Origin of the sequence: Jannaschia formosa, from assembly GCF_003340555.1 — a bacterium.
In the GTDB taxonomy this organism is placed as follows: Bacteria; Pseudomonadota; Alphaproteobacteria; order Rhodobacterales; family Rhodobacteraceae; genus Jannaschia; species Jannaschia formosa.
The window spans coordinates 25,302-37,280 of sequence record NZ_QPLJ01000032.1; the positions used below are offsets into that span (position 1 = coordinate 25,302).

Genomic DNA, 11,979 nt, shown 5'->3' on the forward strand with positions numbered 1-11,979 from the left:
GCCCGAGCCGTCAGAGCCTCGGCGCAGGATGCGTGACCGTGGGAGAACGAGCGCGGGGAGGCGGCCCTCACCCGATGGGGTGCGGCGAAGGAGGACAGATCCATGCCCCGTTCCTCCTGGGCCGGCAGCCCGGTCTCCTTCAGGGCGCCGTCATCCGTGCAGCGATACGTCCGACGTCGGCCGCCGGGACAGGATCAAAGGGGGCACAGTGGCCGGGGCCCGCCCCGTGGAGCGCCGCATCCGCCAATTGACGCCGGTCAACGCGCGCCGCCTCCGGCGCCTTAGGCTGGCCCCGCAAGCCATTCCAGACCGGAGCCTCGGATGTCCGTCGACGAAGCCGTGATCGCCCCGCGCGTGCCGTCCCGCGCCCTGGTGGCCTTCGCCGCCCTCACCTTCGCGATCAGCTGGAGCGTGATCGGCGGCTATGTCCTGCTGCCCGGCTTCATGAATGCCGCATTCGGAGAGATCTCCGGCAGCCATCCGCTCTTCTTCCTCGCCACCTGGGCGCCCGGCCTCGCCGCACTGGCCGTCGTCCTCGCCCATGCCGGGACCGCGGGCGCGCGTCGCTTCCTGTCGCGGTTGCTGATCTGGCGCGCGCCCTGGGGCTGGTGGCTGTTCATCCTCGCAGGGCTCCCCCTGGTCTTCATGGCCGGCTCCGCGATCAAGGGAGGGCCGCCGCTCGCGCCCCTGCCGCCCGAGGGCGCGGGGCCGATGCTGGCGGTCATGGCGATGATGCTGTTCCTCGGCCCGGTCGAGGAGCTGGGCTGGCGCGGGGTCGCGCAGCCGATCCTGCAGCGTCACATGGCCCCGATCTGGGCGGGCGCGCTGATCGGCGTAGCCTGGGGCCTCTGGCACCTGCCCGCCTTCTATCTCGCCGGGATGGTGTTCGCCGAATGGAGCTTCGTCCCCTTCTTCGTCGGCAACGTGGTGCTGTCGATCCTGGTCGCGCCGATCCTCAACGACGCGCGGGGCAGCCTGCTGCTGCCGGTGCTGTTCCACTGGCAGCTCATCAACCCGTTCTGGCCCGATGCGCAGCCCTGGGACACATGGATCCTCTTCGGGGTCGCCACGGTTGTGGTCTGGCTGCGCCGCGACGCGATGTTCGATCGCCGCGGCGCGGTGACCGACGTCGTTCCCGGGGAGGTCCGCCCGTGATGCGGTGGCAGCGTACAGGTCGGCAGTGAGGTGGGCAGCGCCCCCCGCTGACGGCGGATCTCCGCGCCGGGGGGGTGCCACCCCTGCCCCTTGGAGCGGCGGCCTGCCGCGGCTTTGGACGGGCCGATGCGGTGGACCCCATGGCCTTCGGACCGCGCGTGGCCGCTCAGGGCGTGACCCCTTGCACGACGCCGGCCTGCCCGGGTGGGACGGAACGCGGCTTCGCCGCAGCCGGGTCGCGGGGCGCGATGCGGAGTGCGCGCAGGGCGTTCAGGATCACGGCAACGTCGATCGCCTCCTGCAGGAGCGCGCCCTCGACCGGCGTGAGGTAGCCCATGGCGGCCGCGATCATGCCGAGCACCGACAGGCCGATCCCGGCGACGACGCTTTCAAGGGCGATGCGGCGCGAGGCCCGCGCGATCTCGATCCCGGTCGCGAGCCGGTCGATGCGGTCCACCAGCAGCACGACGTCCGCCGCCTCGGCCGAGGCGGCCGCGCCCCGCACGCCCATCGCGACGCCCACGTCGGCCGCGGCCAGCGCAGGCGCGTCGTTCACCCCGTCGCCCACCATCATGACCGGCCCGTGCGCACGCTCGGCGAGGACGAGTGCCACCTTGCGGTCCGGCGTGAGGTCTGCGCGCAAACCGTCGAGGCCGAGCCCCTCGGTCACCCGCGCGGCCACGTCCGCGCGGTCGCCGGTGGCAAGCAGGATGCGCGCGATCCCTTGGCGCCGCAGGCCGTCCAGCATCGCACCGGCACCCTCGCGCAGCGGGTCGGACATGACGAGGTGCCCCGCCATATGACCGTCGACGGCGACGGCGACGAGGACCGACCCGGCGGCGACGGCCAAGGGATCGCCCGGCCGCCGTCCGACACGGGACGCGACGAAGGCACCCCCGCCGACGACGACCTCGCGGCCGTCGACATGGCCCGCGACGCCCTCGCCGGGAAACTCCGTGACGTCGGACGGGACGGGCAGCGTCAGGCCCCGTGCCTTCGCGGCGGCGACGACGGCCTGCGCCACGGGGTGTGTCGACGCCTGGTCGAGCGCCGCGGCGAGGCGCAGGATCTCGTCCTTCGCCGGGCCGCCCGCGCTGTCGATCGACACGATCCGAGGGCGGCCGTCCGTGAGCGTGCCGGTCTTGTCCAGGATCAGCGTGCGGACGCGCGCCATCGTCTCCAGCGGCCCCGCGCCCTTTACCAGCACGCCGAGCTGCGCCGCGCGCGAGAGGCCCGCGACCAGCGCGACCGGCACCGCAAGGATCAGCGGACAGGGCGTGGCCACGACCAGCACAGCGACCGCCCGGCTCGGATCGCCCGAAACCCACCAGGCCACCACCGCGATGCCGAGCGTGACGGCAAGAAAGCCCAGCGACCAGCGATCGGCCAGCCGCGACATCGGCGCCTTGGAGGCCTGCGCCGCCTCGACCAGACGGACGATCCCGGCATAGGTGCTGTCCTTCGCCTCATGCGTCGCGAGCAGGCCGAAGGCCTCGCCCGCATTGGTCGAGCCGCTGAAGGCCTCGGCCCCGCGCAAGAGCCGCACGGGCAGCGACTCGCCCGTCAGCGCCGAGGTATCGACGAAGGCCGCATCGGAGGCCAAAGTGCCGTCCACCGGCACCACGTCGCCCTGCCGGATCAGGAGACGGTCGCCGGGCGCGATCGCGTCGAGCGGCACGTCCTCCAGTGCGCCGTCCCGATGCCGGGTGGCCGTCCTGGGTACGCGGGACAGAAGGTCGTGCATCGAGCGCCGGGCACGGCCCTCGGCCAAGCTTTCGAGCAAGGTGCCGCCCGAATACATCACCGCGACGACCGCCGCGGCGAGGGTCTCGCCGAAGACCAGCGCCGCCGTCATGGAGAGCGCGGCCACGATGTCGAGGCCCGTCTCGCCGCGGCGGATGCCCCTCAGGATCTCGACCACGAGCGCGGCGAGCACCGGGACCACGCCGGCGAACCAGATGGCGCGCGCCGTGCCGGATCGGTCGGCCAGCCAGACGGCGAGCCCGGTCAGGAGGGCGCAGAGCGCGAAGCCGAGGAGTGCGAAGCCGAGGGGATCGGCACGCCAGATGCCCGCAGGTCGAGGCCCCGCTGCGAGACCACCGCTCATGTCTGGAAGACGTAAGTCCCGGGGGCCGCGACGAGAGGGCGATGGCCCCGCTCCGGGGCGCCGAGCCTTTTCGGGGCGGGCAGAGCGCCGCCGCTCTTCTTCCCGAGCCAGTCCACCCAGTCGGGCCACCAGGAACCGGCCGCTCCCGGCGTCTCCGCAAGCCAGTCGTCCGGCCCGACATAGAGGGCGCCGGCAGGGCGATGGAAGATGCGGTAGCTGCTGCGCGGAGTGCCGGGCGGGTTCACGATCCCGCTGTTGTGGCCACCGCTCGTGAGCACGAAGGTCAGATCGCAATCCGTGAACAGACGCGTCTTGTAGACCGAGCGCCAGGGCGCGATGTGGTCGGTCTCGGTGGCAACGACGAACATCGGCGCCGAGATGTCCTTCAGCGCGATCACCCGGCCCTCGACGGCGAAACGTCCCGCCGTCAGGCGGTTCTCGAGAAAGAGGCCGCGCAGGTATTCGGAATGCATCCGGGCGGGCATCCGCGTCGTGTCGGCCAGCCATACCCCCATGTCGGTCGGCGTGTCGTCGCGACCGAGCCAGTAGCGCCGGACCGCCCGCGACCAGATCAGATCCTCGGACCGGATCGCGGAGAAGGTGCGCGCCATCTGCGGCCGGTCGAGATAGCCCTGATACCACATCATGTCCTCGAGACAGGCCACCTGGCTCTCGTCGACGAAGAGCAGCAGCTCCCCGGCCTCGGCGAAATCCACCTGCGCGGCCATCAACGTGATCGAGGCCAGGCGGTCGTCGCGCTCGCGGGCCATGGTCGCTGCGGCGATGGCCAGCATCGTGCCGCCGAGGCAATATCCCACGGCGTGGACATTCGGCCCCGGCACGATGGCGTTCACCGCGTCGAGCGCCGCCATGACGCCGCGCCTGCGGTAGTCCTCGAGCGAAAGCTCCGCCTGGTCCGCGCCAGGATTGCACCAGGAGATAGCGAAGACGGTGAAGCCCTGCGCCACGAGGTGCCGGATGACCGAGTTCCGCGGCGAGAGGTCGAGCACGTAGTACTTCATGATCCAGGCCGGCACGATCAGGACCGGCTCGGGACGCACGGTCTCCGTCTGCGGCGCGTACTGGATGAGCTCGAACAGCTCGTTGCGGAACACCACCTGTCCCGGCGTGCAGGCGAGGTCCTCCCCGACGCGGTAGCCTTCGGGCGCGGCGTCGCGGCTATTCGTGACGGTCCTGATCGCGTCCTGCCCGGCATGACGGGCGCCCTCGACAAGGTTCCGGCCCCCGGAGCGGAGGGTCGCCTCGATGATCTCGGGATTGAGGGCCGGAAAGTTCGAGGGCGACATCACGTCCAGCACCTGCCGCGCCATGAAGCGGGTCCGGTCGGCCTCCTCGGGCCGCAGGCCGCGCAGATGCGCGGTGGCCGCATCCCACCAGTCCTGGGAGGCGAGGAAGGCCTGCTGCCAGACGGCGAAGGGCGCCGACTGCCAGCCCGGATGCCGGAAGCGGCGATCGAAGGGTTCGGGCGCGAAGGGTGGCTCGGTCCCCGGTCCGGCGAAATGTTTCATCAGCAGCGCGGCGTTGCGGCTTGCTCTCTCCGCAAGTTCGAGTTGGCGTCCCGGCGCAGCGCTCATGTGCTGCGCCCAGTCGGCCCAGGCCTCGATGAAGGAATGCGACGCCACGCCCCCATTCATGCGAGCCAGGACAGCCCGTGCCGCGCGATCGAGGTTCCGGTGGGGATGATCCGAAGCGTGTCGTCCCTCGGGATCGGAGCGCGCCGCGACAGGCACCGGCAGCACGGCAGGCGGTTCGTCGGCCGGCCGCCGGGGCGCGGTCCTCCTGGTCGTCTTCGGCATCTGGCGGCCTCCTCGGTCCTGGGATCAATGCGAGACGAGCAACGGTATCTCCGCGGTCTCCAGCAGGTCGCGGGTGACGGCGCCGATGGCGAAATCGTAGAGCCGGGAATGGCCGAAGGCCCCAGTCGCGAGCAGGCCCGCGCCGCCTTCCCTGGCCGCGCGGACAAGTTCGGCCGCCCGGTCCCCCGCCACTCCGCTCCGGTCGGTCACGGTGACCTGGAACCCGAGGCGGTCGAATGCCGCGGCGAGGTCCTCCCGGGCGTCGAGGCCGGGTCTGTCCTCGTAGGCATGGGCGAGCACCGTTACCAGCTCGATCGCGGCACCGGGCGCGGCCAGGGTCAGCGCATCATGGGCCGCGCGCGTGGCCTCGCGCGTGTCGCTCCAGCCGATGACGATCCGCTCCGCAGGCAGCGCCGGACGCGAGGCCTCGTCGAGCACGAGGACGGGACGTCCGGCCGCTCGGATCAGACGCTCGGCCAGGCCGCGATCGTCCGGCGAACGCCCCGGCGCCCTGTTCGACCCGAGGAGGATCAGATCCGCACCCCGCGCCGACGACAGCAGGTAGGACTCCGCGCCGTAAAGGTCCTTCTGCGGGCGATACTCGTATTGCAGGCCGTTCGCGCGGGTCTGTTCCCGGACCAGCTCCCGGATCTTCTCCGCCTCTTCCTCCTCCCAGGCCCTGATCGAGGCGTAGTACGAGGGCTCCGCCATGTATCCGCTTGCGAACACGATGGGCCTGAACGGGTGCAGCACCGTCAGATGGGCGTCGAGGCTGAAGGCGACGGAGGACGCCATCGGGATAAGCCATGCGGCCTCGGTCGAGTCGAACACGATCAGGGCAAGGGTCCTGGCGGTCATGGGACGAGCTCCATGGTCTGAGGGGTGCGTATCGGCGGGCCGCTGTCGGGCTGGGGATCGCAGCCCTTCGCCCTGCCGGGGCCGGGGCTGCGGGCGATCGGCGGGAAGTCCTCGGGTGTGATCGTCTCGCGCTTGAGAAGGAGATCGGCCCCGTCGCGCAGATCGCCCGACCGTTCCTCGAGGACGGACTGCGCCCGTCTGGTCGCGCAGGCCAGCGTCTCGCGCACATCCATGTCCAGTTCGCGGGCTGTGCCCTGCGAGAAATCGCGACCCGCCGTCCCGCCCTCCGAGGGCAGCCATCGCATCCGTCGCTCCTCGAGCGCCACCGGTCCGATCGTCCGCCCCATTCCGAACCGCGTGGCCATCGCCCGCGCGATGTCGGTCGCCTTGGCCAGGTCGTCCTCCGCGCCCGTCGAGACCTCGCCGAAGACGACCGCCTCGGCCGCCCGTCCGGCGAGCAGGACCGCCATCCGATCCTCCAGCTCGGTCCTGGTGAGCAGGAAGCGATCCTCGGTCGGACGCTGCAAGGTGTATCCGAGGGCGCCGACGCCGCGGGGAATGATGGAGATCTTGTGCACCGGATCGGCGCCCGGCAGGGCCGCCGCGACCAGCGCATGGCCGATCTCGTGGACGGCGACGCGATGCCGCTCGGCCGGGTCGAGCAGGCGGGAATGGCGCTCGGCCCCGGCTACGACGCGCTCGACGGCCTCCGTCATGTCGGACATCGTCACGGCATCGGCGCCGCGGCGCGTGGCCACGATGGCCGCCTCGTTCACGAGATTGGCGAGATCGGCCCCGGTGAAGCCGGGCGTCAGGGCGGCCACGGCATCGAGGTCGAGGCTCGGGTCCGTCACGATCTTCCGGACGTGGACCGCGAGAATGTCGCGACGCCCCTTGCGCTCGGGCCGGTCCACGACGATCTGCCGGTCGAACCGCCCGGACCGAGTCAGCGCGGGATCCAGGATCTCGGGGCGGTTCGTTGCGGCCAGCAGGACGATGCCGGCAGTCGGATCGAACCCGTCGAGCTCGGCCAGGAGCTGGTTCAGCGTCTGCTCCTTCTCGTCCGAGCCGCCGAAGCCCGGGATCGCGCCACGCGCCCGCCCGAGTGCGTCGAACTCGTCGATGAAGATGATGCAGGGGGCTGCCTTGCGGGCCTGCTCGAAGAGGTCGCGGACGCGGGCGGCACCGACGCCGACGAACATCTCGACGAACTCCGACCCGGAGATCGAGAAGAACGGCACGGCGGCCTCGCCGGCGATCGCCCGGGCCAGAAGCGTCTTGCCGGTGCCGGGCGGCCCGACCAGCAGGATGCCGCGCGGCACGCGCGCGCCGAGGCGCGAGAACCGGTCGCGCTCCTTGAGAAAGGACACGACTTCCCGAAGCTCCGCCTTGGCCTCGTCGATGCCGGCGACATCCTCGAAGGTCACGCCTGTGTCGCGCTCGACCCAGACCTTGGCCCTGGATCGGCCGATGTTGATCAGCCCGCCCATGCCCTGACGCTCCGCGAACCGCCGGAACACGAAGGTCCAGAACAGCACAAGCAAGGCCAGCGGCGCGATCCAAGACAGAAGGGTGGTCAGCCAGTTCGACTCCGACGCCCCCGCGATCTCGACATCGTGGGAGAGGAGTTCGGCCGCGAAGCCGGGTTCGACACGGGTGGTCGCGAAACGCGACTTGCCCTCGATCGGATGCGCCAGGTCGCCCTCGATCCGCGACTCCGTCACCGTCACGCGGGTGATCGCGCCCTCGTCCAGCAGCCCCAGGAACCGGGAATAGTCGACGACGATGACTCCGCTCGCGGCGACCCAGATCTGGACGGCGAGGAGCACCAGAAGGCCGAAGGCCACGTATCCCAGGTTGAGACCATGCTGGGACTGCACCGGAGACCCTTTCCGAGGGTTGCGCGCATCCTCACTGCCAGGTCCGTCCCGCTGCGATTGCTGCGCGGTGGACCGCGTCATCATTTCCCAGCCTTCGTCGGCGTTCCGGGCCTTGCGGACGCGGGCGCAGGCTTGCCGGGCCTGGGTCCGGATGTCGGATCCATGGAGGTCCCCCCTCGATCGGGCCGTGTTGGCCGGTCCCGATTCCATCATGCCGCCCGCACGGCGTCATTGATCGCCGTCAAACCGGCCACCGCTTCGCCCTGGGCGGCCGGCCGACCGATGAGCACCCCCTGTCCGGGAAGGCGCCGCTCCGTCGGGCGGAGGCTCCGACAGATCGGACCAGGGCCAGCACGCGCGTCGCCGAACTCGGCTGCCAATCGTGCCCCATGCCTTGCGCCATGGGTCGTCGCGGATCGTATCGGCGAGGCGATGGAGGTCCCGCGTCAGGAGCCGCGCGCGCAGAAGGTCGAGGACCGTTAAAGCGCGTTCTCCGGATCCTCGCACGGCACATCCCCGAGGGCCGAGGCGGCCCGATCCAGACCCCGGCGCTTTCCGCGCGTGCGAGCCGGTGCCTGCGAAGGGTCCGAGACGCGGAAATGGGCGAAGCGCATCGGGTGGGGCAGATCAGCCCCGAGCTTGAGCGCACCGCCCGATGGCAGCGCATCCCGTAGGGCATCCAGCCCCGCCGAAAGCAGATGCCAGCCCGCTCGCTCGTCCGCACATTCCGACGCTTGGACCAGCGCGACGACATGGCCTCGGGCTCACCCGGGCGCGCCACCGAGGTGGCGGCCTCGGCGGTCGAGGAACCCCGCCTTCACGGTGCCCCGGCAGATCTCACGGGATGGACGCGCCGCGCGTTCTTCTCGCGAAGCCTATCGGAACGACGGTCGCGAGGCCTTTCGGGCCCGCGCCGTCGTCGTCGGGGGCTCCGGCCGGGACATGCTGCAAACGGGCATGTCGCAGCGATGGCCCTGGGTCGTCGGCACTCGTGCGGCGACGGGTCCCGCCCCTGCGGTCGGAGGTCGGAACCGCGCGTATCACGCGACGTGCAGGTGATCGTTGACCTTCTTGATGCCGGGCGCCGCCCAGGCCGCACGCTCGGCGATCAGCCTGTCCGCCCAGCTGTCGATCCGGCCATCCAGCGTCACGATGCCGTCGGACACCTTAACCTGGATCGCGGCCGCATCCAGCTCCGCGTCCCGCTTCAGCGCATTCTCGATGCGCTGGCGAATGTCGGAGGGCGTGGGCTGATGGCGGATATCGATGACGTTCGACACGCTCTTCACCCCGGACATGCCGCTGACGACGGAATGAGCGGCGTTGCGCTGGTAATTCCACTCGACGGTGCCGACCAGGGTGACATGGCCATTGGCTACCTTGACCTTGACGCGGTCTTTCGGAACCGCAGTGTTCCAGGTCAGCAGGTCGGCCGCACGTCGCGCGATCTCGTCGTCGGCGGTCTGATGCGATCCGACCGGTCGCACCTCGATTTCCTGCGCGATCCCTCGAACGCCCTTGATCCGCGTGACCACGCGCTCCGCCGTCAGGCGCTGCGAGTAGGTGGGAACATGGCCGCTGAGGGTCACGATCCCCCTGTCGACGGCCACACCGATGTCGTTGGCGTCAATCGACGGCTCGAAATCGAGCGCGTCCATGACGTCCTGCTTGATATTCGCGTCGTTCATCATGGTTCTCCGGTTCGGCCGACGGGACGCTTCCCGCCAGTCCAGTGGAACCCTAGCCCTGCCGTCGTGGCACACATTGACGACGGTCATTGCCGAGGATGGTTCGTAAAAGCCGGAAGCGGCACATGCGCCAGGCGACCTTCCGACCCGGTAGGCAAGCAAACGAGATTTTCGGCACCGAAGCACGGATAGAGTTCGGATGACCGGGATCAACGAGTTGCCGGATGATCTGTTGGTATCCTGGCCCAACAGGATGAAACGGGAAGCGCGAGATGAACAAGGGTGACGGGCCGGAGGCAGCTGCCGAGGCGCATCTGAAACCGCTGATGCAGGAAGACGTCCTCGCATTCCTCGCCTCGGGCGCGGCGTTTCCCGATGGTGGCGCCGTCACGCGCATCGAGACACATGGCGCCTATGTTTTCCTGTGCGGAGGCGATGCGCTGAAACTGAAACGGGCAGTCCGCTACGACTACATGGACCTGAGCACCCCGGACCTGCGGCGGCGCATGCTCCTCCGCGAACTGGAGTTGAACGCGCCCTCGGCGCCGTCGATCTATCGCGATGTCCTGCCCGTCACCCGAAAGCCGGGCGGACTGCTTATCGGGGGGGACGGCCCCGTCATCGACTGGGTGCTGCGCATGCATCGCTTCCCTGCCGAGAACGAGCTCGAGGCCGTCGCGGCACGTGGCGCGCTCGACGGCCCCCTTGCGGACGCTCTGGGCCGCATGGTCCTGCACTATCACGCGAACTGCCCGCAGCGCCTGACAGACGGCGCGGAGCTGATGAGCGCGATCCTGGACGAGTTGGACCGGGTGTTCACGGAGTTCAAGGGCGCCGAGGGAACCGAGGGACTGGCCGATTGGCGCCGCGCCACGCGACAGGTTTTCTCCGATGCTTCGGCGCGCCTGACCCGACGCGGTCTGTCCGGACATACAATGCGCACACACGGGGATCTGCACCTGCGCAACATCGTTCTTGTCGACGCGAAACCCGTGGCGTTCGACGCGCTGGAGTTCGACGAGACGCTGGGCACCTGCGATGTGCTCTACGATCTCGCCTTCCTTCTGATGGATCTTGAACACCGTGGCCTGAATGCGGTCGCGACCCGTACCCTGTCGCAATATCTTCTGGAGGCGCGCGGCAGCGAGGATGCGGGGCTTGCCGTCCTGCCGTTGTTCCTTTCGGTGCGCGCCGCAATCCGCGCGATGGTGCTGTTGCAGACCGATGTCGCGCGGAAGCGGGCGGGGGCATCGGCGGTCGAAGTACAAGCCTACCTGACACAAGCCAGGGCCGTGCTGACGCCGCACCCCGCCCGGCTGATCGCCGTGGGCGGACTATCGGGATCGGGGAAGACGGTCCTCGCCCGGGATCTGGCACCTGGTCTGGGGGCGGCGCCGGGGGCGGTGCATCTCTCGACGGATGCCGAGCGAAAGGCCGGTCTCGAGCAACCTGCGAACTGCCATCTCGAACAGGCGGCCTATGCCCCGGCTGCCCGGCAAGGCGTTTACGTCCGGCTGCTGGCGCGTGCCGAAGCCATCCTTCGCGCGGGACATGGCGTCGTTCTCGACGGCACCTTCCTTGATCCACTGATGCGGCACGCAGTGCGCGAACTGGCGGTCAGACTGGATGTACCCTCGGCATTCCTTTGGCTGAACGCGCCCGAGAGCCTGCTTCTGGAGCGTATCGGGTCCCGGCGCAACGACAGCTCCGACGCGGATGCCGCCGTGCTGCGCCGGCAACTCGCCTGTGACCTGGGTCCGATGGACTGGACCCGGATCGACGCAAGTGGTGCGCCGGTCGAGACCCTCGCAGCGGCGCGCGCCGTCCTGGCAGCGGGCCGGCCCTGAACCGGCCCGCTGGGCAGATGTTCAAGAAGCCCTGACCTCGATGGCGCGCTCGTTCTTCCTTGCCTTCTCCGACTTCGGCAGGGTCACGCGCAACATGCCGTTCTTGAACGTCGCCTCGATCTTGTTGGTGTCTATCCCGGGTGGCAGAGCGAGCGCGCGCTGGAGCGTGCCGTATCGCAGTTCGCTGATGCGATGTTCGCCCTTCTGGGACTTGTGGCTTTCGGACATTTCGGCCGAGATCGAGATCATGTCCTCGGTCACCCGCAGCTTGATGTCTTCGCGGGAAAGACCCGGCAGTTCGACGGTCATGAGATAGCCGCCGTCGTCCTCCACCAGATCCATCGGTGGCACTGCGGCGTAGCCGGGGATCCAGTCCCGCATCGGATCGAGCAGAGGCATGCGACGACGGTAGGGAAGGGACGCGGCCGTCAGCGAGAAGTTGTCGAACAGGCGGTTCATCTCGTGGCGAAGCGAACCCATCAGGTCGTTCTGCGGAACAGGCGGTTGCGCCAGCCTCCGATGAGGTGCTGTCGTGAAGGTGGTGGAGATTTGAGGTTGGCGTAGTCTCCGGGTTTGAAACCAACGCAGAACGGCGGTTGCCGCCGCCGTGGAGACCACGCCATGGAC

Annotated in this window: 8 protein-coding genes; 2 read left to right on the forward strand and 6 right to left on the reverse strand. The window is 69.7% G+C overall.

Annotation, left to right across the window (positions count from 1 at the left end):
• The first annotated feature begins 321 nt into the window (after positions 1 to 321).
• Positions 322 to 1,155 (forward strand): CPBP family intramembrane glutamic endopeptidase, encoded by an 834-nt coding sequence (locus DR046_RS20355; protein ID WP_115384204.1) that lies wholly within the window; start codon positions 322 to 324, stop codon positions 1,153 to 1,155.
• Positions 1,156 to 1,321: 166 nt separating this feature from the next.
• Here the strand turns inward: DR046_RS20355 and DR046_RS20360 are convergent, their stop codons facing one another.
• The 5 genes from DR046_RS20360 to DR046_RS20380 all read right to left on the reverse strand — a co-directional run bounded on the left by DR046_RS20360 (position 1,322) and on the right by DR046_RS20380 (position 9,505).
• Positions 1,322 to 3,262, reverse strand: coding sequence for a heavy metal translocating P-type ATPase (locus DR046_RS20360; protein WP_115384205.1), 1,941 nt, complete (start codon positions 3,260 to 3,262; stop codon positions 1,322 to 1,324).
• Positions 3,259 to 5,079, reverse strand: a complete 1,821-nt coding sequence (locus DR046_RS20365) for a PHA/PHB synthase family protein (RefSeq protein WP_115384206.1) — start codon at positions 5,077 to 5,079, stop codon at positions 3,259 to 3,261. Before DR046_RS20365 ends, DR046_RS20360 begins: the two co-directional genes overlap by 4 nt.
• Before the next feature lie 24 nt (positions 5,080 to 5,103).
• A complete protein-coding gene (locus tag DR046_RS20370; RefSeq protein ID WP_115384207.1) occupies positions 5,104 to 5,937 on the reverse strand; it encodes a universal stress protein in 834 nt (277 codons plus the stop codon).
• A complete protein-coding gene (gene ftsH, locus DR046_RS20375) occupies positions 5,934 to 7,817 on the reverse strand; it encodes an ATP-dependent zinc metalloprotease FtsH (RefSeq protein WP_245191032.1) in 1,884 nt (627 codons plus the stop codon). Before ftsH ends, DR046_RS20370 begins: the two co-directional genes overlap by 4 nt.
• 1,040 nt (positions 7,818 to 8,857) lie before the next feature.
• Entirely contained in the window at positions 8,858 to 9,505 is a 648-nt protein-coding gene (locus DR046_RS20380) for a BON domain-containing protein (protein WP_115384208.1), read from the reverse strand.
• A 272-nt stretch (positions 9,506 to 9,777) separates the two neighbouring features.
• On the opposite strand from DR046_RS20380, the gene DR046_RS20385 reads away from it, so the two are divergent.
• Complete coding sequence (locus tag DR046_RS20385) at positions 9,778 to 11,352, forward strand: bifunctional aminoglycoside phosphotransferase/ATP-binding protein (RefSeq protein WP_245191033.1); 1,575 nt, start codon at positions 9,778 to 9,780, stop codon at positions 11,350 to 11,352.
• Between the two features lie 21 nt (positions 11,353 to 11,373).
• On the opposite strand, the gene DR046_RS20390 is transcribed toward DR046_RS20385, so the two are convergent.
• On the reverse strand, positions 11,374 to 11,979 hold a 606-nt coding region (locus DR046_RS20390), incomplete at its 5' end, for an Hsp20/alpha crystallin family protein (protein ID WP_135227354.1).

Excerpts from the sequence above, each read along its gene's own strand:
- DR046_RS20355 (WP_115384204.1), top strand. The coding sequence starts at position 322 with ATGTCCGTCGACGAAGCCGTGATCGCCCCGCGCGTGCCGTCCCGCGCC.
- DR046_RS20380 (WP_115384208.1), bottom strand. The coding sequence starts at position 9,505 with ATGAACGACGCGAATATCAAGCAGGACGTCATGGACGCGCTCGATTTC.
- DR046_RS20360 (WP_115384205.1), bottom strand. The coding sequence starts at position 3,262 with ATGAGCGGTGGTCTCGCAGCGGGGCCTCGACCTGCGGGCATCTGGCGT.
- DR046_RS20370 (WP_115384207.1), bottom strand. The coding sequence starts at position 5,937 with ATGACCGCCAGGACCCTTGCCCTGATCGTGTTCGACTCGACCGAGGCC.
- DR046_RS20365 (WP_115384206.1), bottom strand. The coding sequence starts at position 5,079 with ATGCCGAAGACGACCAGGAGGACCGCGCCCCGGCGGCCGGCCGACGAA.
- DR046_RS20385 (WP_245191033.1), top strand. The coding sequence starts at position 9,778 with ATGAACAAGGGTGACGGGCCGGAGGCAGCTGCCGAGGCGCATCTGAAA.